Annotated in this window: 26 protein-coding genes; 9 read left to right on the forward strand and 17 right to left on the reverse strand. The window is 56.4% G+C overall.

All coding sequences use genetic code 11. The features are described 5' to 3' along the window. Window positions 1-58: 58 nt before the first annotated feature. Window positions 59-1,810, reverse strand: a complete 1,752-nt coding sequence (gene ggt, locus KVT28_RS22050) for a gamma-glutamyltransferase (protein ID WP_217550082.1) — start codon at window positions 1,808-1,810, stop codon at window positions 59-61. 329 nt (window positions 1,811-2,139) lie between these two features. Between ggt and KVT28_RS22055 the strand changes: the two genes are divergently transcribed. Then, window positions 2,140-2,418, forward strand: coding sequence for a DUF2756 domain-containing protein (locus KVT28_RS22055; RefSeq protein ID WP_101763088.1), 279 nt, complete (start codon window positions 2,140-2,142; stop codon window positions 2,416-2,418). Here KVT28_RS22055 and ugpQ read toward each other — a convergent pair. The 10 genes from ugpQ to KVT28_RS22105 all read right to left on the reverse strand — a co-directional run bounded on the left by ugpQ (window position 2,415) and on the right by KVT28_RS22105 (window position 12,498). Further along, window positions 2,415-3,158 carry a glycerophosphodiester phosphodiesterase gene (gene ugpQ / locus KVT28_RS22060; RefSeq protein WP_110868135.1) on the reverse strand — a complete coding sequence of 248 codons (744 nt, stop codon included), beginning with the start codon at window positions 3,156-3,158 and terminating at the stop codon, window positions 2,415-2,417. The two genes, KVT28_RS22055 and ugpQ, sit on opposite strands and share 4 nt — an antisense overlap. Next, window positions 3,155-4,228 carry a sn-glycerol-3-phosphate import ATP-binding protein UgpC gene (locus KVT28_RS22065; protein WP_217550084.1) on the reverse strand — a complete coding sequence of 358 codons (1,074 nt, stop codon included), beginning with the start codon at window positions 4,226-4,228 and terminating at the stop codon, window positions 3,155-3,157. The genes ugpQ and KVT28_RS22065 overlap by 4 nt, the downstream gene beginning before the upstream one ends. After that, entirely contained in the window at window positions 4,229-5,074 is an 846-nt protein-coding gene (gene ugpE, locus KVT28_RS22070; protein WP_101763091.1) for a sn-glycerol-3-phosphate ABC transporter permease UgpE, read from the reverse strand. Then, entirely contained in the window at window positions 5,071-5,958 is an 888-nt protein-coding gene (gene ugpA, locus KVT28_RS22075; protein ID WP_101763092.1) for a sn-glycerol-3-phosphate ABC transporter permease UgpA, read from the reverse strand. The genes ugpE and ugpA overlap by 4 nt, the downstream gene beginning before the upstream one ends. 63 nt (window positions 5,959-6,021) lie before the next feature. Next, window positions 6,022-7,338, reverse strand: a complete 1,317-nt coding sequence (ugpB, locus tag KVT28_RS22080) for a sn-glycerol-3-phosphate ABC transporter substrate-binding protein UgpB (protein ID WP_217550086.1) — start codon at window positions 7,336-7,338, stop codon at window positions 6,022-6,024. Window positions 7,339-7,630: 292 nt separating this feature from the next. After that, entirely contained in the window at window positions 7,631-8,344 is a 714-nt protein-coding gene (gene livF, locus KVT28_RS22085; RefSeq protein WP_101763094.1) for a high-affinity branched-chain amino acid ABC transporter ATP-binding protein LivF, read from the reverse strand. Window position 8,345: 1 nt separating this feature from the next. Then, the gene (gene livG, locus KVT28_RS22090; RefSeq protein WP_101763095.1) at window positions 8,346-9,113 is read right to left on the reverse strand and encodes a high-affinity branched-chain amino acid ABC transporter ATP-binding protein LivG; all 768 of its coding nucleotides are present in this window, start codon (window positions 9,111-9,113) and stop codon (window positions 8,346-8,348) included. Next, window positions 9,110-10,381 (reverse strand): high-affinity branched-chain amino acid ABC transporter permease LivM, encoded by a 1,272-nt coding sequence (locus KVT28_RS22095; protein ID WP_101763096.1) that lies wholly within the window; start codon window positions 10,379-10,381, stop codon window positions 9,110-9,112. Before KVT28_RS22095 ends, livG begins: the two co-directional genes overlap by 4 nt. After that, the gene (gene livH, locus KVT28_RS22100) at window positions 10,378-11,304 is read right to left on the reverse strand and encodes a high-affinity branched-chain amino acid ABC transporter permease LivH (RefSeq protein ID WP_101763097.1); all 927 of its coding nucleotides are present in this window, start codon (window positions 11,302-11,304) and stop codon (window positions 10,378-10,380) included. Before livH ends, KVT28_RS22095 begins: the two co-directional genes overlap by 4 nt. A 66-nt stretch (window positions 11,305-11,370) precedes the next feature. Next, a complete protein-coding gene (locus KVT28_RS22105) occupies window positions 11,371-12,498 on the reverse strand; it encodes a branched-chain amino acid ABC transporter substrate-binding protein (RefSeq protein ID WP_061718403.1) in 1,128 nt (375 codons plus the stop codon). Between the two features lie 191 nt (window positions 12,499-12,689). Here KVT28_RS22105 and KVT28_RS28145 point away from each other — a divergent pair, with 191 nt between their 5' ends. Together KVT28_RS28145 and panM are read left to right on the forward strand one after the other, a co-directional pair. Further along, a complete protein-coding gene (locus KVT28_RS28145; protein ID WP_255526491.1) occupies window positions 12,690-12,815 on the forward strand; it encodes a hypothetical protein in 126 nt (41 codons plus the stop codon). An 85-nt stretch (window positions 12,816-12,900) separates the two neighbouring features. Beyond that, on the forward strand, window positions 12,901-13,287 hold the full coding sequence (panM, locus tag KVT28_RS22110) for an aspartate 1-decarboxylase autocleavage activator PanM (RefSeq protein WP_217550088.1): 387 nt from the start codon (window positions 12,901-12,903) through the stop codon (window positions 13,285-13,287). A gap of 95 nt (window positions 13,288-13,382) precedes the next feature. On the opposite strand, the gene rpoH is transcribed toward panM, so the two are convergent. From rpoH to ftsY, 4 genes are all read right to left on the reverse strand, one after another. Next, the gene (gene rpoH / locus KVT28_RS22115) at window positions 13,383-14,240 is read right to left on the reverse strand and encodes an RNA polymerase sigma factor RpoH (protein WP_064737937.1); all 858 of its coding nucleotides are present in this window, start codon (window positions 14,238-14,240) and stop codon (window positions 13,383-13,385) included. Window positions 14,241-14,479: 239 nt separating this feature from the next. After that, entirely contained in the window at window positions 14,480-15,463 is a 984-nt protein-coding gene (ftsX, locus tag KVT28_RS22120) for a permease-like cell division protein FtsX (RefSeq protein ID WP_101763100.1), read from the reverse strand. Further along, on the reverse strand, window positions 15,453-16,121 hold the full coding sequence (ftsE, locus tag KVT28_RS22125; RefSeq protein WP_008109888.1) for a cell division ATP-binding protein FtsE: 669 nt from the start codon (window positions 16,119-16,121) through the stop codon (window positions 15,453-15,455). The genes ftsX and ftsE overlap by 11 nt, the downstream gene beginning before the upstream one ends. A gap of 5 nt (window positions 16,122-16,126) precedes the next feature. After that, window positions 16,127-17,572, reverse strand: a complete 1,446-nt coding sequence (gene ftsY / locus KVT28_RS22130; RefSeq protein ID WP_101763101.1) for a signal recognition particle-docking protein FtsY — start codon at window positions 17,570-17,572, stop codon at window positions 16,127-16,129. A gap of 232 nt (window positions 17,573-17,804) precedes the next feature. Here ftsY and rsmD point away from each other — a divergent pair, with 232 nt between their 5' ends. Both rsmD and KVT28_RS22140 read left to right on the forward strand, forming a co-directional pair. Next, window positions 17,805-18,401: a 16S rRNA (guanine(966)-N(2))-methyltransferase gene (gene rsmD / locus KVT28_RS22135; protein ID WP_101763102.1), complete on the forward strand. Its 597-nt coding sequence runs from the start codon at window positions 17,805-17,807 to the stop codon at window positions 18,399-18,401. Next, window positions 18,391-18,660 carry a DUF1145 family protein gene (locus KVT28_RS22140; RefSeq protein WP_008109883.1) on the forward strand — a complete coding sequence of 90 codons (270 nt, stop codon included), beginning with the start codon at window positions 18,391-18,393 and terminating at the stop codon, window positions 18,658-18,660. The genes rsmD and KVT28_RS22140 overlap by 11 nt, the downstream gene beginning before the upstream one ends. A 40-nt stretch (window positions 18,661-18,700) precedes the next feature. On the opposite strand, the gene KVT28_RS22145 is transcribed toward KVT28_RS22140, so the two are convergent. Next, window positions 18,701-19,057 (reverse strand): DUF2500 domain-containing protein, encoded by a 357-nt coding sequence (locus KVT28_RS22145; protein WP_101763103.1) that lies wholly within the window; start codon window positions 19,055-19,057, stop codon window positions 18,701-18,703. A 164-nt stretch (window positions 19,058-19,221) separates the two neighbouring features. Here KVT28_RS22145 and KVT28_RS22150 point away from each other — a divergent pair, with 164 nt between their 5' ends. Together KVT28_RS22150 and KVT28_RS22155 are read left to right on the forward strand one after the other, a co-directional pair. After that, window positions 19,222-19,851: a lysoplasmalogenase gene (locus KVT28_RS22150; RefSeq protein ID WP_101763104.1), complete on the forward strand. Its 630-nt coding sequence runs from the start codon at window positions 19,222-19,224 to the stop codon at window positions 19,849-19,851. A 92-nt stretch (window positions 19,852-19,943) separates the two neighbouring features. Next, window positions 19,944-22,220, forward strand: a complete 2,277-nt coding sequence (locus KVT28_RS22155; protein WP_101763105.1) for a zinc/cadmium/mercury/lead-transporting ATPase — start codon at window positions 19,944-19,946, stop codon at window positions 22,218-22,220. On the opposite strand, the gene tusA is transcribed toward KVT28_RS22155, so the two are convergent. Next, complete coding sequence (tusA, locus tag KVT28_RS22160; RefSeq protein WP_036649974.1) at window positions 22,217-22,462, reverse strand: sulfurtransferase TusA; 246 nt, start codon at window positions 22,460-22,462, stop codon at window positions 22,217-22,219. The two genes, KVT28_RS22155 and tusA, sit on opposite strands and share 4 nt — an antisense overlap. A gap of 193 nt (window positions 22,463-22,655) precedes the next feature. On the opposite strand from tusA, the gene KVT28_RS22165 reads away from it, so the two are divergent. Both KVT28_RS22165 and KVT28_RS22170 read left to right on the forward strand, forming a co-directional pair. Beyond that, complete coding sequence (locus KVT28_RS22165) at window positions 22,656-23,321, forward strand: 7-cyano-7-deazaguanine/7-aminomethyl-7-deazaguanine transporter (protein WP_101763106.1); 666 nt, start codon at window positions 22,656-22,658, stop codon at window positions 23,319-23,321. A 116-nt stretch (window positions 23,322-23,437) separates the two neighbouring features. Further along, window positions 23,438-23,995, forward strand: a complete 558-nt coding sequence (locus tag KVT28_RS22170; protein WP_061718408.1) for a DcrB family lipoprotein — start codon at window positions 23,438-23,440, stop codon at window positions 23,993-23,995. Window positions 23,996-24,096: the final 101 nt, after the last annotated feature.

A 24,096-nucleotide genomic window follows, 5' to 3' on the forward strand; every position in this document is an offset into this window, starting at 1 on the left:
CGCGCCGCTACAAATGCGTGCACATACCGTAGCGGCGCAATTTATTGCGCATTAGCGATCAATAACCTGCGCTTAAATCATCCACTGAACGCGGATCCGATGCGCCATAACGCGTCCCGTCCGGCCCAATCATAATGCTCTGCGTGCTGCCCATCGCGGGCATCACTTTCACATGCTGGCCTTTGGCTTCCAGCAGGCGCAACGTATCCGGGCTGAAGCCTTTTTCCACGCGCAGCTGATCGGGCAACCATTGATGATGGAAGCGCGGTGCGTTGGTCGCTTCCGCTACGTTCATGCCGAAATCGATGCTGTTCACCACCATTTGCAGCACGGTGGTGATAATACGGCTGCCGCCTGGGCTACCGGTAACCAGCCAGGTTTTACCGTCTTTTGCCACAATAGTAGGCGACATTGATGACAGCGGACGTTTAGCCGGTTGCACCGCGTTCGCCTCGCCGCCGACTAAGCCATAGACGTTTGGCGTACCCGGTTTGGCCGAGAAATCATCCATTTCATTGTTCATCAAGATGCCGCTTTGTCCGGCGACAATGCCGCTGCCGAAGTAAGTATTCAGCGTGTAAGTCACCGCGACCGCGTTGCCATCTTTATCCACCACCGAGAAATGCGTGGTTTGATTGCTTTCATACGGCGCCAGTTTACCGGGTTTGATCTCGCTGGATGGACGCGCTTTATTGACGTCAATCTGCTGCGCCAGGGTTTTGGCGTAGGCTTTGCTGGTCAGCGCCTGCTGCGGCACTTTGACGAAATCAGGATCGCCAAGGTATTCGGAACGGTCGGCGTAAGCGTATTTTTCCGCTTCCGCCATCACCTGCATCGCATCCGCGCTACCAAAGCCGAATTTTGCCAGGTCGAAGTTTTCCAGGATATTGAGGATCTGCACGATGTGAATCCCGCCGGACGATGGCGGCGGCATGGAGAACACTTCATAGCCGCGATAGGTGCCGCTCACCGGTTTACGTTCCACCGCGCGATAGGCCGCCAGATCCTGCTTGCCGATCAGGCCGCCGTGCTGCGCCATTTCACCGGCAATTTCATCGGCGATTTTGCCTTTATAGAACGCATCCGGCCCTTGCTGGGCGATCAGCTGCAGGCTGTGCGCGAGGTTTTTCTGCACCAGACGTTCGCCCTTCTGATACGGCTTACCATCGGCTTTGTAGAAAATCGCGCGGCTGTTGTCGTGGTTGATCAGCGTCTCTTTGCCGTAGGTGGCGAGATCGTCGGCCAGCGCATCGTTCACTACGATACCGTCACGCGCCAGTTTGATAGCAGGCGCCAGTAATGTGCTCAGCGGCAAGGTGCCGTATTTCTGCGCCGCCAGCGCAAAACCGGCCACGGTGCCCGGCGTACCCGAGGCTAAATGAGAAGTGAGTGACAACTTACTATCAGCGTTGCCCTGCTTATCAAGGAACATATCGCGTGACGCGCGCGCCGGTGCCATTTCGCGGAAGTCGATGGCGGTGGTGCGGCCCGATGCGGTGCGTAGCAGCATAAAGCCCCCGCCGCCGAGATTACCGGCCTGCGGATGCGTCACCGCCAGCGCGAAACCCACCGCAACCGCCGCATCCACCGCGTTACCGCCCTGCTTAAGAATATCGACGCCGACTTCTGTCGCCATCGCATCCACCGATGCCACCATGCCATGTTTGGCTTTTACCGGGTGAAAGGTATCACTATCAACGCCATACGAAACCGGCGGCGCGTTGGCGGGCGCAGCGTGTGCGCCCTGCACCACGGTAAAACTCATCAATAATGCCCAGCCGAACTGACGCACGTTGCCCTTTATCCTCATCCTGCCACCATCCTTTTAAAGTTATTTATACCCTTCATACTTCAAGGTGCAGATGCGTTGGCTGCTCTCGTTCACCCGAATCACTTACTTATGTAAGCTCATCGGGACTCTCTCGTTTGCCGCCTTCCTGCGCCTCGAATTATTTTGGGTATCCATTTGTTATTTATTGATGCAAGTGTTTGCAAACACGGTAAAAAGCGTAGCAGTAAGCTAAATTCGGCGCACTCCTGGATCATAGGTTTGTGATATCGCATAAACTTATGGCTGCAGCGCGTGTTGCCACTTTGGCAGCATCAGCACACAGCAGGCTGCATGAATGGAGGAAGACCATGAACAAATGGCTAATTGTGATCGCAGCATTGCTGCCGTTAAGCAGCATGGCAAATACGTTGAACAGCACCAACGATCCGAACAAACCCGGCTTCAACCCGAGCCAGCAGCGGATGCAGTCGCAGATGCAGAATCAGCAGCAACAGCAGAAGCTCAGGTTGCAGCAGAATCAGCAGCAGCAAAGTCAGGATGTCCAGCGCAAGGTGCAGGAACAGCGGGATAGCGCCCAGCAGCGGGTGATTCAGTCGCAGCCGGGCCAGAAACAGCAGCAGAACTAGCGGAAGTCGGGACCGATAATATCGATGCGGTCGGTGCAGATAGCATCGACGCCCCAACTCAACAGCTCGCGCGCCCGCGCGGGCTGATTCACGGTATACACCAGAATATGCAGACCGGCCGCTTTCAGCTGCGCGGTGCGTTTGGCGTCGAGTAATTTGTGGTTGAGATGGATCGACACGCAATCCAGACGCGCGGTCAGCGCCTGCCAATCGTCGTGCCACTCATCCAGCAGCAACCCGCGCGGCAGTTCAGGTGCTGCCTCCATCGCAGCCTCCAGCGCTGCGTAAGAGAAGGAGGAGAGCAGCGGTGCGGTTTGTCCTTGCCACAGTTCGCGTGCGGCCAGCGCCACATTGCGGCCAGTTTCCACCTCCTGCCCGGTGGTGGGTTTGATCTCGATGTTCGCCATCATCTGATGCTGGCGACAACGCTCGGCCACTTCGCTCAGCAGCGCCAGCGGTTCGCCTTCGTAATCGCGGCTAAACCAGCCGCCGGCATCCAGCTGTGACAGCTTATGCCACGACAGCGCGCCCGCCACGCCCCAACCGTTGCTGGTGCGATCCAGCGTATCGTCGTGCAGCAGGAAAATTTGCTTATCTTGCGACAGCTTGGCATCAAACTCGATCATGGTGTGACCGTGCTGCGCGCCGACATCAATTGCCGCGAGGGTATTTTCCGGGGCCAGTTTGCCGCCGCCGCGATGCGCGACAATGTGCGGATAAGGCCAGTTGTGTTGACTCATTCCAGACGCTTTCCATAGGTTGAATCGAAGAAGTGTAACGCATTTGGCGGCAGATGCAGCCACAAGGTGCTGCCCGCCAGCGGGCGCTCGCTGTGCGGCAAACGAACCACCATGCGCGCGTTACCGATGCGGCCGTGCGCCAGATTGTCCGCGCCGAGCATCTCCAGCGTTTCTACCACCAGCGGAATGCCGCCCGCGTCGCGGCTGCTGAGTTTAATGTGTTCGGGACGAATGCCGAGCGTCATCGGGCGATTGGCCCATTTGGCTCTGCTCTCGCCCAGCAGCAAGCTGTTAAGCGCATCCAGCGTGAAACGCGTGCCGTCGCTGCTGATTTGCCCTGGCAGCAAATTCATGGCGGGCGCGCCGATAAACGAGGCAACAAACTGGCTGGCCGGACGCTCGTAGACTTCCACCGGCGTGCCCACCTGCTCCACCACGCCTTTGTTCATGACCATCACGCGTTGCGCCAGCGTCATCGCTTCTACCTGGTCGTGCGTCACGTAGATGCTGGTGGTTTTCAGGCGGCGATGCAGCTGTTGCAGCTCAAGACGCATCTGCACGCGCAGGCGCGCATCGAGATTCGACAGCGGCTCATCAAACAGGAAAACAGCCGGTTCACGCACGATAGCGCGCCCCATCGCCACGCGCTGACGCTGCCCGCCCGACAGCTCACGCGGGCGGCGATGCAGCAGATGATCCAGTTCGAGGCTGCGCGCGGCTTCCATCACGCGCTGATCAATCTGCACTTTGCCCATGCCGCGAATTTTCAGGCCATACGCCATGTTTTCGCCCACCGTCATGTGCGGATAGAGCGCGTAGTTCTGGAACACCATGGCGATGCCGCGATCTTTCGGCTCCATGTGGGTGACGCGTTTGTCGTCGATGTAGATGTCGCCCGACGATACGCGCTCAAGGCCCGCCACCATGCGCAGCAGCGTCGATTTACCGCAGCCGGAAGGGCCGACCATCACCATAAATTCGCCATCGTTAATGGTGATATTCAGGGGCTGAATGATCTGATTTTTTCCGTCGTACGATTTGGTAACGGTCTGAAGGGTTACGCCTGCCATTTATTTATCACTCTCTACCAGGCCACGCACAAACGCACGTTGCATCACGAGTACCACCACCACCGGTGGAATCAGGGTTAATAACATTGCCGCCATCACTTCATTCCACTGCGTCGGCCCGCCGCTGCTGTTGATCATGCTTTTCACTCCGGCGACGGCGGTGCTGAGGCTGGCATCGTTGATGATCAGCAGCGGCCACAGATATTGGTTCCAGCCGTAGATAAAGGTGATCACGAAGAGCGCGGCGAGATTGGTTTTGGACAGCGGTAACACAATGTCCCAGAAGAAGCGCATCGGGCTGGCACCGTCGATACGCGCCGCCTCAATCAGCTCGTCCGGCAGTGACATAAAGAACTGACGGAACAGGAAAGTGGCCGTCGCCGATGCCATCAGCGGCAGCGTTAAGCCGCTGTAGCTGTCGAGCATATTCAGCGTCGAAATCACTTCCACCGTCGGAAAAATACGCACTTCCACCGGCAGCATCAGGGTGATGAATATCAGCCAGAAAAACAGCGAACGCAGCGGGAAGCGGAACCACACCAGCGCGAAGGCGGAGAGCATCGAGACGCTGATTTTGCCAATAGTGATACCGAGCGCCATCAGCAGGCTGTTGAGCATCATCATGCCAAACGCCGGACCGTTGCCATTCACGCCATGCGTCCAGATGCGCGCGATGTTCTCCCACAAATGCGTGCCCGGCAGTAGCGTCATCGGCACCTGATACACCGCCTCGTTATCCAGCGTCGCTGCGACAAAAGCGATGTAGAGCGGGAACAGAATGGTCAGCACGCCCAGCACCAGCAAGGTATGGCTGAAGATGTCCAGCCCGCGTCGATTCTCAATCATTGGTATTGCACCTTACGCTCGACAAAGCGGAATTGCAGGATAGTCAGGCCAATCACCAGCAGCATCAACACCACCGATTGCGCGGCGGAGGAAGAGAGATCCAGCCCGGTGAAGCCTTCGCGATAGATTTTGTAGATCAGCGTGGTGGTGGCCTGTACTGGCCCGCCGCCAGTGGCGGCATCGATCACCGGGAAGGTATCGAAGAAGGCATACACCAGATTGACCACCAGCAGGAAAAAGCTCACCGGCGTAATCAGCGGCAGGGATAAATTGAAGAAGCGACGCACCGGACCGGCGCCATCGATCGCCGCCGCTTCCACCAGCGATTTGGGAATCGACTGCAGCGCGGCAAAGAAAAACAGGAAGTTGTAGCTCATTTGCTGCCAGATCGACGCCAGCACAATCAGGAACATCGCCTGACCGCTGTTTTGCGCGTAGTTCCAGTTGTAGCCCATTTGGTTCAGCAGATGGCTGAACAAACCGAGGCCCGGATTAAACAGGAACATCCACAGCACCGCCGCTACTACCGGCGCCACCGCGTACGGCAGCAGCAGCAAGGTTTGGTAAAGCTTGCGCAGGCGAATCACGTAATCCACCAGCGCCGCCAGCAGCAGGGAAAAGGTCATGCCGCAAATCGTGACCAGCGCACTGAATTCAATGGTGGTCCAAAAGGACGCCAGATAGTACTCGTCGCTGAACAGGCGTTTAAAGTTCGCCATTCCGACGAATGTGCTGGAGATGCCAAAAGGATCAATGCTTTGCAGCGAATACCACAAGGCTTCACCGGCTGGCCACAGAAAGAAGATGGCCGTGATCACCAGTTGCGGCAGCAGCAGCAAATAGGGCAGAAAACGGGAGCGAAATACCGGGCGCGATGAGGACATAGCAGGCTCAATCCAGGAGAAAAATCGGGGCGAACGCCAGGCGTCGGCCCCGAGATAACAGCGTTACTTCACTTGCTGCTCAAAACGGCGCAGCAGTTCGTTACCGCGTTTCACAGCGTTATCCAGCGCGGCTTGCGGCGCCTGTTTGCCGGTCCACACGCTTTCTAGCTCTTCGTCCACGATGGTACGAATCTGTGGCATGTTGCCCAGACGCATGCCTTTGGTGAACGGCAGCGGATCTTTGTTCAGCATCTGACGCGTAGCGATGTCTGCGCCGGGGTTCTTGTCATAGAAGCCCTGTTGCTTAGTCAGTTCGTATGCGGCGGTGGTGATAGGCAGATAACCGGTTTTCTGGTGCCATTCGGCAGCGATTTCCGGCTGTGCGAGGAACTTCATGAACTCCGCCGCGCCTTTGTAGGTGTTGGCATCTTTGCCTTTCATCACCCACAGGCTCGCGCCGCCAATGATGGCGTTTTGCGGTGCGTTCGGAACGGTTTCATCGTACGGCATCATGCCTACGCCGAAGTTAAATTTGGCGTAGTGTTTGATGTCGGCCAGCGAACCGGAAGACGCGGTGGTGATGCCGCAATCGCCGTTGTAGAACTTGGCGGTGGATTCATCTTTGCGACCGAAGTAGGTGAAATCCCCCTTCTTGTTCATCGCTTCCAGCATTTCGATGTGGCGCACCTGCACCGGCTTGTTGAATTCAAGTACAGCATCGGTACCGTCAAAGCCGTTATTTTTGGTGGCGACCGGCAGCGCATGCCAGGCGTTGAAGTTTTCAATCTGAATCCAGCCCTGCCAGCCGCTGGCGTAACCGCAGGTCAGGCCCGCTTTGCGCAGCGCTTCGGCGTCTTTCGCCAGCTCCTGCCAGGTTTTTGGTGGCTGATCCGGGTTCAGACCGGCTTTTTTGAACGCATCTTTGTTGTAGTACAGCACCGGCGTGGAGCTGTTGAACGGCTGCGAGATCAGCTGGCCTTTGCTGTCGCTGTAGTAACCGGCAACGGCTGGCACGAACTGCCTGGGATCCATTTGCACGCCGGCGTCTTTAAACACCTGGTTGACCGGCACGATAGCTTTTGACGCCATCATGGTCGCCGTACCGACTTCATACACCTGCAGCAGCGCAGGTGCTTTACCGGCGCGCACTGCCGCGATACCCGCCGCTAAGCTCTGCTCGTAGTTGCCTTTGTAAGTCGGAACGATTTTGTAATCGGGATGAGCCTGGTTAAAACGTTGTGCCAGAGAATCAACTTCTTTGCCTAACTCGCCTTCCATTGAGTGCCAGAAAGGGATCTCAGTTGCAGCCAGCGCATTACCGCTGAGCGCCAGGCCGAGCACGACACTCAACAGGCGGGGACGAAGCGTAAAAGCGGACATAAGGTTTTTCCTGTGCTGTTAAGTACGCGCGAATGCGCGCATTTTTTAGTTCGCGACGTAACATGACACGGGGAAATGACGGATTAATAACAGGTTTATGACGGGGATGTGACAGGTGGGTTGGTAATGAAAACTGAGCTAATTCGTGCGTGCTCGCTGTCCCCCTCCTCGGTCCTCCCCCATTAATGGGGGAGGAAGATGCTGCCATATGTTCGTTCTGAAGCTGCATGTGGCAGCATCTCCTTCCCCCGCTAGCGGGGGAAGGCCGGGATGGGGGACAGCGAGCACCAACTTACGCGCCTAAATACGCACTCCGCACTGCTTCGTTGGACAGCAACGCTTCGCCGCTGTCCTCCAGCACCACGTGGCCGTTCTCTAGCACATAGCCGCGATCTGCCAGCTTCAGCGCCTGGTTGGCGTTCTGCTCGACGAGGAAGATGGTCATGCCCTCTTTACGCAGCTGCTCAATGGTGTCGAAGATCTGCTGAATGATAATCGGCGCCAAACCCAACGACGGCTCATCCAGCAGCAGCAAACGCGGCTGGCTCATCAACGCGCGACCAATCGCCAGCATCTGCTGCTCACCGCCAGACATGGTGCCCGCGCGCTGTGCTTTACGTTCTGCCAGCCGTGAAAACAGCTGATAAACGCGATCGATACGCTCCAGATACTGCTGACGCGTGGCGAAAAAACCGCCCATCGCCAGGTTCTCTTCCACCGTCATGCGCGAAAACACCCGACGGCCTTCCGGCACGATGGCAATCGCTTCACGCATGATTTTCGCGGTTTGCCAGTCGGTGATTGTTTTACCATCAAAGGTGATGGTGCCGCTGGTGGCGCGTGGTTCGCCACACAAAGTGCCGAGCAACGTGGTTTTACCCGCGCCGTTGGCACCGATCAGCGTGACGATTTCACCCTGATTGATGTGCAGATTAATGTTGTGCAGCGCCTGAATCGGACCGTAATGGGCGCTGACATTCTGCAAAGTTAAAATCGGGTTTGCCATGTTACGCCTCACCTAAATAAGCACGGATCACATCCGGATTGTTACGCACCTGTTCCGGCGTGCCGTTAGCCAGCGGCGTTCCCTGATTCACCACGTAAATGCGGTCAGAAATGCCCATCACCAGCTTCATATCGTGTTCAATCAGCAGCACGGCAACCTTGTGCTCACCGCGCAGTTCGGCGATCAGCTCATCAAGTTCGTGCGTTTCACGCGGGTTAAGACCCGCCGCCGGTTCATCCAGCATCAGGATTTCCGGACGCGTCACCATGCAGCGCGCAATCTCCAGACGACGCTGCTGACCGTAAGCAAGGTTACCCGCCTGACGGTTAGCCAGATCCAGCAAACCGATGCGTTCAAGCCAGGTTGCCGCGCGATCCAGCGCTTCGCTCTCACCGCGACGGAAAGCCGGGGTTTTGAACAAGCCGGAGAACACGCCGCTTTTCAGGTGCTGATGTTGTGCCACCAGCAGGTTCTCAATCACCGTCATTTCACGGAACAAACGCACATGCTGGAAGGTACGCACAATGCCCATGCGCGCAATCTTCTGGCCTGGCAAACCTTGCAGTTGTTGATCGCGCAGTTTGATGGTGCCGCCGGTCGGTTTGTAGAAACCGGTCAGGCAGTTGAACACCGTGGTTTTACCGGCACCGTTCGGGCCAATCAGCGAAACAATTTCCTGTGGATGCAGCTCAAGCGCCACGTTGTTGACGGCTAACAGGCCGCCGAAGCGCATCATCAGGCCTTCAACGGCTAATAAAGGCTGACTCATGCCTGCTCTCCTTGTTTACTGCTTTTCATCTTCAGATGCGGACGTTTCATCGGCAGCAGACCTTGCGGACGCCAGATCATCATCAGCACCATCAAACCGCCGAGCACCAGCATGCTGTACTCGTTCAAATCACGCATCAGCTCGCGTGATACCACCAGCAGAATCGCTGCAAGGATCACTGCCAGCTGCGAACCCATGCCGCCCAACACCACAATCGCCAGCACAAAGGCAGATTCGACGAAGGTGAAGGATTCCGGGCTGACGAAGCCCTGACGAGCGGCGAACAGCGTCCCCGCGAAGCCGGCGAACACGGCGCTGATGGTGAAAGCGGTCAGCTTGATGCGCGTTGGGCTCAGGCCGAGCGAACGGCAGGCGATCTCATCTTCACGCAGCGCTTCCCACGCGCGGCCCAGCGGCATACGCAGCAAACGGTTGATCACAAACAGCGTCAGCACCACCAGCAGCAGCGCCACCAGATAGAGGAAAATCACGCGGTCGCTGGGATCGTATTTCAGGCCGAAGAAATCGTGGAAAGTGCTCCAGCCGCCTTCACTGACGCGGCGGCCAAACTCCAGACCAAACAGACTTGGCTTGGGAATCTGCGCGATGCCGTTCGGGCCGCCGGTGATCGCGGTATTATTCAGCAGCAGAATACGCACGATTTCACCGAAGCCGAGCGTGACGATCGCCAGATAGTCACCGCGCAGGCGCAGCACCGGGAAGCCGAGCATCAGGCCAAACGCACCGGCGACTAAACCGGCCAGCGGCAGACTTTCCCAGAAACCAAAACCGTAATAGTGATTAAGCAACGCGAAGGTGTAAGCGCCGATGGCGTAGAAACCGCCGTAGCCCAGCACCAGCAAACCAGACAAACCCACCACCACGTTCAATCCGAGCCCGAGCATTACGTAGATCAGTGTCAGCGTGGCGATATCGACGCTGCCGCGCGAGACCAGAAACGGCCAGATAACGGCGGCGGCAATCACCAGCGCCATCAACAGCTTCTGCTTTGGCGTTGATCCATCAAAACCCGGCAGAACAAAACCTTTGCCGCTGCGTTTGAATTTACCCTGCACCAGCGGACGCAGCAGCTGGAAGACAAACACCACCGCACAACCCACGAAGATCCAGTTCCAGCGCACCGCGCCCGCATTGGCGACCACCAGTTTGGTGCCGTCCAGATCGAGGCGCACGCCCATAAAGAAAGTAGCGAGAATCAGCAACATCACCGTGGAGATCACGGCGTTGACCAAACCGAGGCGTTTCATACTTTCTCCACCTCCGGACGGCCAAGAATCCCGGTTGGCATTACCAGCAGCACCACAATCAGCAGCGCGAAGGAGACCACATCTTTATACTCGGTCGACAGATACGCCGAGGTCAGCGCTTCTGCAATGCCCAGCACCAGGCCGCCAATCATTGCGCCTGGAATACTGCCGATACCGCCTAATACCGCGGCGGTGAAGGCTTTCATCCCGGCCATAAAGCCGATGAATGGGTTAATGGAGCCGTAGAATTGACCGAGCAATACGCCCGCCACCGCGGCCATCGCGGCACCAATGATAAAGGTGAGAGAGATAACACGGTCGGTGTTGATACCCAGCAGGCTGGCCATTTTCAGGTCTTCTGCACAGGCGCGGCAGGCGCGGCCCATGCGTGAATAACGGATGAACAGCGTCAGCGCCAGCATCGACAGGAAGGTCACCACCCAAATCACCAGTTGCATGGTGGAGAGCGTGGCCGCAAAGCCGTTGCTCTCGCCCAGCGTCCACTGGCCGGTGATCAGGCTTGGCAGCGCAAGATCGCGCGAGCCTTGCGTCAGGCTGACGTAGTTTTGCAGGAAGATCGACATCCCGATCGCGGAGATCAGCGCGATCAGGCGCTTGGACGATCGCACCGGCCGGTACGCCACGCGCTCGATGCTCCAGCCATAGGCGCTGGAGATGATCACCGCCATCACGAAACCGGCGGCGATCATCAGCCACGAGGTATCGATGCCCATCATCATCAGGGCGGCAATCACGATAAAGGAGACATAGCTACCGATCATGTACACCTCGCCGTGGGCGAAGTTGATCATGCCGATAATGCCGTAAACCATGGTGTAACCGATGGCGATCAGCGCGTAGGTGCTCCCGAGGGTCACCCCGTTGAACATCTGCTGAATAAAATAGAGAAACTGCTCGGACATAGTGAGGACCTGCTCTGGAGCTGAATAATTCCCTCTCCCGCGTGCGGGAAAGGGAATTTTGGGGGATTACTTAACTGCGGTAGAAGAGCCGTCTTTGTGCCATTTGAAGACACCAAATTCGAAGCCCTTCAGGTCACCTTTCTCATCCCAGTTCAGGTTGCCCATCACGGTTGGAACGGCAGCGCCCTCTTTCAGGTTCTTCGCAATCGCATCGGGCTCATCGCTCTTGCTGCGTTCGATTCCGGCCACCAGCGACTGAATCGCCGCGTAGGTGGTCCAGACGAACGGACCGGTTGGATCTTTGCGGTTAGACGCGGTGTTGGCTTTAATCGCATCAACAATCGCCTTGTTCTCTGGCAGCTGGTCATAACGTTTCGGCAGGGTCACGAACAGGCCTTCAGACGCATCGCCAGCGATGTTAGACAGAGAAGCGTTGCCCACGCCTTCCGGACCCATGAAACCGGCATTCAGGCCAGCGGATTTTGCCTGACGCAGAATCTGGCCCAGCTCCGGGTAATAGCCACCGTAGTAAACGAAATCGACGTTTTCTTTCTTCAGACGCGCAATCAGCGTGGAGAAGTCTTTATCACCGGCGGTGATACCTTCAAACAGCACCACGTTGCCGCCTTTGGCTTTCAGGGTTTTCTGCACCGATTCCGCCAGGCCCTGACCATATTGCTGTTTGTCATGCACCACAGCGATACGTTTTGGCTTGATGTGGTCGAGGATGTAGGTCGCCGCCGTTGGGCCCTGATCGGAATCCAGACCGGTAGTACGCAGCACGTCAGCATAGCCACGTGCAGTCAGTTCAGGCGCGGTAGCGGCTGGGGTGATCATCAGCACGCCTTCATCGTTATAGATGTCTGAAGCTGGCTGAGTAGAGGAGGAGCACAGATGGCCGATAACGTATTTGATGCCGTCGTTAACCACTTTGTTGGCAACCGCAACCGCTTGTTTCGGGTCACAGGCATCGTCATATTCCACGCCAACCAGTTTGTCACCGTTAACGCCGCCTTTGGCGTTGATGTCCTTAATCGCCTGCGCGGCACCGGTAAACTGCATGTCACCGTACTGCGCGACCGGACCGGTTGATGCGCCTACGATGGCAATTTTGATGTCTTTAGCCAGCGCCGCATGGCTCATCGCCAGGGCAACGCAGCCCGCCAGTAATGCGCGTCCTTTACTCATTTTCATGCGAACTTCCCCATCTGTTGTGTCGTGTATGTTGTGATTGTTTATTTTCTGCCAGTCAAAGAGGAAAACTCATTCTGCAATAATGGGTTAGCGCGCTTTTCTGGCATTTATAGGTAATAAGGCTTTATTTTTCAGGTTATTAAACAGGAACTTTCTTCTGTAAATCAACTGACATATTCAGAATTGACTGAGTGGATCAGCAGAATCGTCTGGTTGTTATGGCCGATTTTTCAACAGGATACCAGCGCGTTATGCTGGCTTTTTCAACTATCGTTGATGGCTTACTCCACAATCCTGGCAAACTGACCGGCATTTGACCTATTTTCATCAGAAAAAAGTGACAGCGCTCTGACTGTCTAAATTCGCTACACTATCGCCTTTGCACTAGTACAGGTATTAGGTATGAAGCTGACAATCCAGCGCTTAGCATCGTTAACCGCTCAGGATCGTATCGATTTAGCTAAAGTCTGGCCGGAAATCGATATTGTGCAACTGGAAGCACAACTCAGCGACACGCAGCGTTTGTATGCGGCGCGTTTTAACGACCGATTACTGGCGGCGCTGCAGCTGACCCTCAGCGGCACGCAGGGGAAAATTACCCACCTCAACGTTCGCGAAGTCACGCGTCGACGTGGCGTGGGGCAATACTTGCTGGAAGAGACGATCGCGCAGAATAGCGCGTTAGCAGATTGGTGGATTGCCGATGACGGCGACGCCGAACAGGGGGTGCGTGCGGCGTTTATGCAGGCTTGTGGTTTTCGTGCGCAGGCTGATGGTTGGGTACGTTGAAAGGATGTCGCGCGGAATGCCTGAACGTGATGCGTAGCGACCAGGTAATAAAAAGGGCGACTTAAAAGTCGCCCCGTTTTTCCACCCGATCACTATCAGGCTTCAATCGCCACACGCAGTTTCTTCATGGCGTTCTTTTCCAGCTGACGCACGCGCTCCGCAGAGACGCCGTATTTGTCGGCCAACTCCTGCAGCGTGGTTTTGTTGTCATCGTCCAGCCAGCGGGCACGGATAATGTCCTGACTACGCTCGTCGAGGCTCAGCATCGCATCGCTCAGCTTATCAGCCGCATGTGCATCCCAGTTGTCCTCTTCGATGCCATCGGCAAAGTCAGAGGTTTTATCCTGCAGATACAGCACCGGCGCCATCGCTTTACCTTCGCCTGCTTCGTCATCAGATGACATGTCGAAAGTCATATCCTGCGCAGCCATGCGCGATTCCATTTCCAGCACGTCTTTACTGCTCACGCCCAGCTCGCGTGCGACCATTTCTACTTCGTCCTGGTTAAACCAACCGAGACGCTGTTTGCTTTTACGCAGGTTAAAGAACAGCTTGCGCTGCGCTTTGGTGGTCGCGACTTTCACGATACGCCAGTTACGCAGCACGTATTCGTGAATCTCTGCTTTAATCCAGTGCACGGCAAACGACACCAGGCGCACGCCGACTTCAGGGTTGAAGCGACGCACCGCCTTCATCAGGCCGATGTTGCCTTCCTGAATCAGGTCCGCCTGCGGCAAGCCGTAACCGGAGTAGTTACGAGCAATATGAACAACAAAGCGCAGGTGAGACAGGATCAGCGTCTTTGCTGCATCCAGATCGCCCTGGTAATGCAGCCGCTCAGCCAATGCTTTTTCCTCTTCTGCCGTCAGCACCGGCCAGTTGTTGGCAGCCCGAACGTAAGATTCCAGGTTACCCAGAGGAGCAATCGCTAAAGTTTGCATTTCTTTGGTCATTCAAACCCTCACAAATTCAATGGACTTGCTGCACAGTTCCTTGCGCAGACGCTACATTATGTCAACGTCGCGAAAAAACCAGAAGCAATCTGTGCTACTTGGACGACAAAGTTATCCACAAGTTCAATTATAGCAGTGAATATTTTACACACAGATGACGGCGGGGGATATAGGAGAATTCCTCTGCTCCCAGGTCGTCGGCAGCAGAGGAAGAGTATAGCAAAAAACGTTGCTTTTGGTTACTGCGGCGTAAAACGGCGTAAATGTTGCACTGTTGCCAGCCATGCGGCAATCCAGCCGATGATGGCGGCGATCAGCAGTAACAGCAGCCCTTCATCCCAGGAAAAACCTTCCAGCACAAAGGTGGTACCGAATACGGTTGCTACTTGCGCCACCACCGATTGCAGGCGCAACACCAGCACTTCGGAGAGCAGCAGCGACAGCACCGCGCCGCCCAAACCTAGCAGCGCACCGCCGTACAGGAATGGACGCAGGATAAAGCCGTCGGTGGCACCAATCAGCTTCTGCACGTTAATTGTATCGCGCCGCGCAAAGATGCTGAGCCGCACGCTGTTGCCGATCACCAGGAACACCGCAACCACCATCAGCAGGCCAATCATTGAGGCAATCTGTCCTACCAGCCCGGTTAGCGCCGCTAAACGCGCGAACCAGCTGTCATCCATACGCACTTCATCAACGCCCTGCACTTTAGATACGCGATCGCGCAGATTCGCCATGGTGTCCGAATTCTGGAAATTAAGTTTAGGCGTGATGATGGCTACCGCCGGCAGCGGATTCTGCTCCAGCATGTCCATCGAACCACCAAAACCAGACCAGTTGCGGAACTCATTCAACGCTTCTTCACGCGTCAGATAGTTGACGTTGTCCACGCCATCGAGCTGCTTGAGCTGCGCGGTGACATTCTCCGCTGCAGTGTCATCCAGCGCTTTATCCAGATAAACCGTTAGCTGCGGCGCGGGATACCACTGCGTCGCCGCCTGGCTGACGTTCTTCCACACCATGTAGCACACGCTCGGCAGCGTCAGGGAAATGGCGATCACCATCACCGTCAGCAGCGTCGCCAGCGGCTGACGCCACATATCCGACAGCGTGCCGCGCAGCGCATAGCGCCACTGTTCCTGCCAGCCGCCTTTCAGCGCCTTGCTTTTAGAGGGCTGCTTCGCTTTCGGCGCTGGTGCGCGCTTGTTGCGTTTATTGACCATCGTGGCCTCCGTGCAGACGTCCCTGATTAAGCGTCATCACGCGGTAATTCCGGCGTGCAATCAGCCCGACATCGTGCGTTGCCATCAACACCGTGACACCAACGCGGTTGAACTCTTCGAACAGGCGCAAGATATCTTCCGACAGCGCATTGTCGAGGTTACCGGTGGGTTCATCCGCCAGCAGCACCGCAGGCTTGTTCACCACCGCGCGGGCAATGCCGACGCGCTGCTGTTCACCGCCAGAGAGCTGAATCGGATAGCTTTTCGCTTTGTCGAGCAGGCCGACTTTATCCAGCGCGGCCGACACGCGCCGACGAATATCTTCGCCGCTGGCACCGGAAATAATCAGCGGGATCGCCACGTTGTCGTAGACCGAACGATCCATCAACAAATGGTGATCCTGGAAAATCATGCCGATTTGACGTCGCAGGAAAGGCACTTCGCTGTGACGCAGACGCGAAATATCGTGGCCGCTAAACCAGATCTGCCCGGCGCTCGGGCGCTCAATGCCACAAATCAGCTTTAGTAAGGTACTTTTCCCCGCACCGGAATGGCCGGTCAGGAACGCCATTTCGCCGGGACGCAGATGAAAATCCACTCCCTGCAGCGCCTGACGTCCTCCCAGGTAAGCTTTACTGACCTCTTCAAAGCGAATCATCCCAATCATTCCTCTCGGGCAAACAGTGCCTCAATAAAGTCTGCGGCCTTAAACGGCCGTAAATCCTCGATGCCTTCCCCAACACCGATATAACGAATCGGAATGCCGAACTGATCGGCAACCGAGAAGATCACGCCGCCTTTGGCGGTTCCATCCAGTTTCGTCAGGGTGATGCCGGTCAGGCCCACCGCTTCATGGAACAGTTTGGCCTGGCTGATAGCGTTTTGCCCGGTGCTGGCGTCGAGCGTCAGCATCACTTCATGCGGCGCATCTTCGTCCAGCTTCTTCATCACGCGGGTAATTTTCTTCAGCTCTTCCATCAGGTGCGATTTGTTCTGCAGACGACCCGCGGTATCGGCGATCAGTACATCCACATTGCGCGACTTGGCCGCCTGGATGGCGTCAAAAATCACCGAGGCAGAATCTGCGCCGGTATGCTGCGCCACCACAGGAATGTTGTTGCGCTGGCCCCAGACCTGCAGCTGCTCAACGGCGGCGGCACGGAAGGTATCGCCCGCTGCCAGCATCACCGATTTGCCCTGCGCCTGATACTGACGCGCCAGCTTACCGATGGTGGTGGTTTTACCCACGCCGTTGACGCCCACCATCAGGATGACGAATGGCGTTTTGCCACCCACTTCCAGCGGCTGATCCACTTTTTCCAGAATACCGGACATTTCCGCTTTCAGCAGGCCATACAGCGCTTCCGCATCGCGTAGCTGCTTGCGGTTGGCCTGTTGTGTCAGATTGGTGATGATGCGGCGGGTGGTTTCGACGCCAACGTCGGCAATCAGCAGCTGCTCTTCCAGCTCTTCAAACAGATCGTCATCGATTTTCTTGCCGCGGAACAGGCTGATAAAGCCCGAACCGAGGTTTTCGCGGGTTTTTACCAGGCTGCGTTTCAGTCGGGCGAAGAAGCCCTCTTTGGTCGGACGCTCCTGCTCCTGCGCGATGATTGGCGCAGCGGCCAGCGGCAGATCGCTCACGGTATCCTGCGTGGCTTCGGCTAGCTCAGCATCTTCCGCATAGGTTTCCGCTAACGCCAGCGCTTCCAGTTCTTCGTCAGTTAATGGCGCTTCTTCGTGCAGTTCAGGCTCATCAATTGCCAGCTCTTCCAGCTGCGGCTCTTCTTCGATAGGTGCCACATCCGGCGCTGCTATCTCTTCTGGCAGCACCTCTTCAACGATTGCGGTAACCGGCTCAGGTTCCTGCGGCTCGATGACCGGCTCTTCAATCAGTTCCGGTTCAACCTGCTGCTGTTCCGCCACCTGTTCGGTGACGGCGACGGTTTCAACAGCCTGCGCTTCGGCGCGATCGAGCGCACTCTCTTCAACGGCAGGCTCAGCGACCACCTCGGCAGTTTGCTGCTGCTCTTCAGCAGGTTGTTGCGTCTCTTCTTCTTTGCCAAAGCCTAACCAGGAAAAAAAGCCGCGTTTTTTCTCTTTTGCCATTGTGTGACCCTACTCCTCGATGGCTTATTCCCGGTAGCACGCTTGTTCCCAGGGGATAAAATATTCAATTTTAAGCGGGTGAGCGGCGTAAAAATCAGGTAATTACGCGCGCTATACCAACTCAGTAGTCTAACACTTTCCAGCCAGCGCACCACAGCACCCTTTTTTAACGTTTCTTCTGCCCGCTACGCCCGTTAAACTACGCAACAAAATATGACGAGTTGTGAGCGAAATGAGTAAATCCCCCCGCAGCAGCAGCGCTGGCCAGATCCGCATCATTGGCGGTCAGTGGCGCGGCCGTAAATTACCGGTGCCGGATAGCGCAGGTTTGCGCCCGACCACCGATCGTGTACGTGAAACCCTGTTTAACTGGCTGGCGCCGGATATTCAGGAAGCGCGCTGCCTCGATTGCTTCGCCGGCAGCGGCGCGTTAGGGCTGGAAGCGCTGTCTCGCTATGCAGCGTCGGCCACGCTGCTGGAGCTGGAGCGTTCGGTGGCGCAACAGCTGTCACAGAATCTGCAAACGCTGCGTGCTACGCAGGCAAAAGTGGTGCAAACCAACACGCTGCAGTGGTTAAGCCAGCCGGGCGAACCGTTTGACGTGGTGTTTGTTGACCCGCCTTTCCGTAAAGGGCTGTTACAGGAAACATTGTCGCTGCTGGAGCAAAATGGCTGGTTAGCGGCTGAAGCGCTGATTTATGTCGAGAGCGAAGTGGAAAACGGCACACCTGTCGCACCCGCAAATTGGGATTTGTACCGCGAGAAGATTGCCGGTCAGGTGGCTTATCGCTTATATCAACGCCAACAGGAGACGCACGATGTGGCTTAATTTGGGACGTTTGCTGATGATTTGCGTCTGGGCCTTTTTATTGCTCAATCTGGTGCAACCTTTCCCAACGCCGCTGCGCTATTTCGTGCACGTGGCGCTGTTCTTTATGGTGATTATGCACGGCCTGCAGCTAGTGTTGCTGCGCGCCACCCAGCCAAAAGACGCCCCAAAACTGAGCGGCGTAACCCAGGCGAAGATCTTCTTTTTTGGCGTGTTTGAGCTGCTGGCGTGGCAGAAAAAGCATTATCCGAAGATGTAGTTTCGTGCGGTTTATAGCCAGGTCGCCATGAATGGCGGCCCTATTGGGCCGGAGTAAAACTCACAAAACGCGTGCCTTTCATCTTCAACTCGCCCTTCGCGCCCTTATCGATCTGGTGATACTGGTTCGCATTCACCGTCACTTTAATATCGCTGGCACCGTTCAGCGGATGGAACCAGGCTTCATATTTCATCTCTTCCGCCACAATCTCTTCACGCTGACGTGAACGGCGATTGGGCGACGGAAATTCGCGTTTGGTTTTCACTTCCACGCTCAGCGAGCGCACCGGCGAGGCATCGTTCACCGCCGTTTCGCGGCGCTGTTTAATAAACTGACGGGTCGCCAAAACGGCAATAATGGCCAGTACGATGAAAAAGATTAGCGGTGGTTTGCTCATGATTTATCTCGTGCTTTGCGTTAATTCGGAACGGGTAAAGACGACAAAGCATACAACCAGAGTCGGCTGATTGTCACATTTGGCGCCGGTAACTTACACTGAGAGGGTGATTTTGGGAAAATTCATCAAACTGGCGGACATTTCGTCCAGAAAAGGGAGAAAACATGCTTTGGTCTTTCCTTGCCGTACTTTTTTCCGGCTGGCTTTACGTCGATGCTTCATATCGCGGTCCGCAATGGCAACGCTGGCTATTTAAACCTGTCACCTTGCTGTTACTCGTTGCCTGGGCGTGGCAAGCGCCAACCTTCAACACCACCGATTATTTGATTCTGGCCGGGCTGGTCGCCACGCTGGTGGGTGACGCGTTAATGCTGTTACCGCGTCAGCAAATGCTCTATGCGCTAGGCGCATTCTTCCTGTCGCATCTGCTGTACACCATCAGTTTTGCCGCACACATGACCATGAGTTTCTTCTGGCCGATTCCCCTCACCTTCCTGATCATTGGCGTGATCGTTATCGGGATTCTGTGGAGCAAACTGGAAGATCTGCGCTGGCCTATCTGCACCTTGATCGGCATGACGCTAGTGATGAACTGGATGGCGGCGGAGAACTACTTCTTCCGTCCAACTGACTTCAGTTTCTCGCTGCTGGTGGGTGCCGCGTTGCTGCTGTTAGCCAATATTGTCTGGTTTATCTCGCATTATCGCCGCCGTTTCAGCGCCGATAGCGCGATTGTCGCCGCCTGCTACTTCGCCGGTCACTTCATGATTGTGCGTTCACTGTGGCTCTACTGAAGATAACCTTACCTTCCGCTTGACTCTGGAGTCCACTCCAGAGTGTAGCATTAGGGCGCGGGCATCAGCCCGCCCCTGATTCCGGAGGTTACATGCATCAACATGCTCACCCTTGCCGCTGTGGCAAATCACACCGTCAGTCACAGCCGCTGTGCTCGATTCGCAGCGTAAAACCCGCAACATTGAACATCTCCGCGGCGCAGCCCATCACGCCAGACAGCGATTGCGGCTGCTGTGACAGCGAAAGCGGCTCGCCAGGCGGCGAAAGCGACGCCGAAAGCGACAGGCCCGCCCTCTCTTCACATCAATTCCGCTGGCAGATTGCGGGCATGGATTGCCCCAGCTGCGCGCGTAAAATCGAAACCGCCGTGCAACGTGTACCGCAGGTTCAGCAAGCACGCGTGATTTTTGCCAGTGAAAAACTGGTGGTCGATGCCGACCAGGATATCCGCGCCATCATTGAACAGGTGGTGAAAAATGCCGGCTTCGCGCTGAGCGCCAGCGATTCCCCATCGCCTCCACAACCCGAAAGCCGCTGGCAGGAAAACGCCGGTTTGCTGCTGCTTGGCGGAATGATGCTCGCCAGTTGGCTGCTGAGCCAGCTTTCGCCGGTTTGGGGCGATCGCCTGTTTATCGCCACCACGTTGATAGGTTTAGCGCCGATCGCGCGCAGCGCCTGGAAGCTCCTGCGCAGTGGTTCGCCGTTCAGCATTGAGATGCTGATGACCATTGCCGCCGCCGGTGCGCTGGTGATTGGCGCGCACGCCGAAGCCGCGATGGTGCTGCTGCTGTTTCAACTGGGTGAACGCCTCGAAGCGTACGCCGCCGCACGCGCACGCCGTGGCGTCACCGCGCTGATGGCGCTGCGTCCCGCTACCGCCACGCGCATCAACGGCACACAGCGGGAAAACGTCCGCTTAGAAGCGCTGCAGCCCGGCGATGTGATTGAAGTGGCGGCCGGCGGACGTTTACCGGCCGATGGCGAACTGCTGCACGCCAGCGCCAGCTTTGATGAAAGCGCGTTGACCGGCGAATCGCTGCCGGTAGCGCGTGAGCCAGGCGAGCAGATCATGGCCGGTGCCACCAGCCTTGATCGTCTGGTGACGCTGAAAGTCATTTCCCAGCCGGGCCAAAGTGCTATTGACCGCATCCTGCAACTGATTGAGGAAGCCGAAACCCATCGTGCGCCGGTTGAGCGCTTTATCGATCGCTTCAGCCGCATCTATACGCCCGCCATTATGCTGCTGGCGCTGCTGGTGATGGTGCTGCCGCCGCTACTGGGCTTTGGCGCGTGGTTGCCGTGGATTTATAAAGGGCTGACGCTGTTGCTGATTGGTTGCCCCTGTGCGCTGGTGATCTCCACGCCCGCTGCCATCACTTCCGGCCTGGCTGCTGCCGCGCGTCAGGGCGCACTGATCAAAGGCGGCGCGGCGCTGGAGCGCCTCAGTCGCGTAAATATGATGGCGTTCGACAAAACCGGCACGCTGACCGCCGGTAAACCGCAGATCAGCCACATCCAGCCATTTGGCGTGATGGCGGAAAACAACTTGCTCACCATCGCCGCCGCCGTTGAACAGGGTTCCACCCATCCGCTGGCGCGGGCGATTGTTATCGAGGCCGAGCGGCGCGCGCTCACGCTTCCGCAAGCTGCACAGCAGCAAACGCTGGCCGGCAGTGGTATTCGCGCTGCGATAGATGGCGTGACCTATCAACTGCTGACGCCGCGCGAAGTCAGCCATCTTGATAATGCACAACAGCAGCAGATTGCTCAGCTGGAAGCGCAAGGCCAAACCGTGGTGCTGCTGTTGCAGGAGCAGCAGGTTCTTGGCGCGTTAGCCTTGCAGGATCAGTTGCGCGCTGAAGCCCTCAGCGCGCTGTCTGAACTGAAGAAGCTTGGTGTTAACAGCATGATGCTGACCGGCGACAATCCACGCGCGGCTGCGGTCATTGCCGCTAAGCTCAACATCGATTATCGCGCAGGTTTACTGCCCGCCGATAAAGTTGCGGCGGTGAGGACGTTAGGCACACAGCACGCATTGGCAATGGTCGGCGATGGCATTAACGATGCGCCCGCCATGAAAGCCGCCACCATCGGCATTGCGATGGGCAGCGGCACCGATGTGGCGCTGGAAGCCGCAGATGTGGCATTAACGCAAAATCAGCTGGCGATTCTGCCGCGCACCATTGTGCTGGCACGGCGCACGCGTGCCATCATTCGTCAGAACGTGGCGCTGGCGTTGGGATTAAAGGCGATTTTTCTGGTCACCACGCTGCTCGGCTTCACCGGTTTGTGGCTGGCGGTCTTAGCGGATTCCGGTGCCACCGCACTGGTGACAGCCAACGCGCTGCGCTTGCTGCGTCAGCGTTAGGCGCCTTTTTTAATCAGAAACTGGTACGGCAAGCTTTCGGTCTGCTGTGCCAGCAACTCATGCTCCATAAAGCGGCAGAAACCAGGGATATCGCGCGTGGTGGCGGGATCGTCAGCAATGATCAGCAAGGTTTCACCGGCCTGCATGCTGCGCACGGTTTTACGCACCATCATTACCGGCTCCGGGCAGCGCAGGCCAAGGGCATCAAGCTGATGGTCTGGCGCAGAAAAGGGATCGCTCATGATTCTCTGTCAGTTGTTAGGGATGGGCGCTCATTCTAGCGCGCGAATAAGCCAACGCAAGGCGATAACGATTGCGTTAAAATTAACCATTGCATAAATTGCGCAACGCGTTAAGATGCCGCCGATTTTTTATTTACCACCGTGCCAATGCACGAACCTGGGTTCCCTCACCCCATCACTAAAAAGGCTTACAATGATTAACTTCTCTGCACGTCAGCGCATGCATGCGCTGTTTTGGCTATCGCTATTTCATCTGCTGGTGATCACCTCCAGTAACTATCTGGTCCAGCTGCCGGTTTCCATCTTCGGTTTTCACACCACATGGGGCGCGTTTAGCTTTCCGTTTATTTTCCTCGCCACCGATCTGACCGTGCGCATCTTTGGCGCGCCGCTGGCACGTCGCATTATTCTGGCGGTGATGATTCCCGCGCTAGTGATCTCCTACATTGTTTCCTGCGTGTTCTATCAGGGCGAATGGCAAGGTTGGGCGTCACTGGAAGAGATGAATCTGTTTGTTGCCCGTATCGCCTGCGCCAGCTTTATGGCTTATGCGCTGGGACAAATCCTCGATGTGCACGTTTTTAACCGTTTGCGCCGTTTATCGCAGTGGTGGATTGCGCCAGCGGCAGCGATGTTCCTCGGTAATATCAGCGATACGCTGGCCTTCTTTTTCATCGCCTTCTACAAGAGCCCAGATCCGTTTATGGCCACGCATTGGGTCGAAATCGCGCTGGTGGATTACAGCTTCAAGGTTCTGATCTGCATGATCTTCTTCCTGCCCGCTTACGGCGTGCTGCTGAATGCCATGCTGAAGCGCTTAGCCGAACGTTCCGCGCAGCAGCAGATCAATTTTGGCTGATTGCACATACACTAAATGCCGCATTACGCTAAGATTTCCTGACACTCCGGCGGTTGCTTTTGCTAACTAAATCCGCTTGTATAACGGCTGACTGGAATCATGTAAAAGGGAAAAGAATGCGTAACGTAGTGAAATATGTGGGTATTGGCCTGTTGGTTATCGGCCTGGCGGCATGTGACCAGAAGAAAGATGATGCGGCAGCGAACAGCAACGGTGCGAGCGCCAGCCAGTCGGCCCAGACGGTTAACCTGATGGACGGCAAACTGAGTTTCTCTTTGCCGGCGGGCATGTCTGACAAGAGCGGCAAGCTCGGCTCTGAATCCACCAACATGCACGTCTATGCCGACGAAACCGGTCAGCGCGCGATTATCGTGATTGCCGGCGACCCAACCAACGAAGCGCTTGATGCGCTGGCACAGCGTCTGGAACAGCAGCAGCGCGGTCGCGATCCTCAGCTGCAGGTGGTGTCTAATAAAGCGGTGACGCTGAAAGACCAGCCGGCACAGCAGCTGGATACGGTGATTTCTGCCAACAATCAGACCTCATGGTCTTCGGTGATTCTGGCGAAAGTGGATGGCAAACTGCTGACGCTGCAAATTACCTTGCCAGCCGACAACCAGCAGCAAGCGCAAAGCGATGCTGATGGGATCGTCAAAAGCATCACGTTGAAATAATACCCTTCATCCTTCGAACGGCAGGTGCGTTGGCTGCATTCGTTCACCCCGGTCACTTACTAAAGTAAGCTCCCGGGGATTCGCTCATTTGCTGCCTTCCT

Source organism: Pantoea sp. GbtcB22, assembly GCF_019091025.1.
Taxonomy (GTDB): domain Bacteria; phylum Pseudomonadota; class Gammaproteobacteria; order Enterobacterales; family Enterobacteriaceae; genus Pantoea; species Pantoea leporis.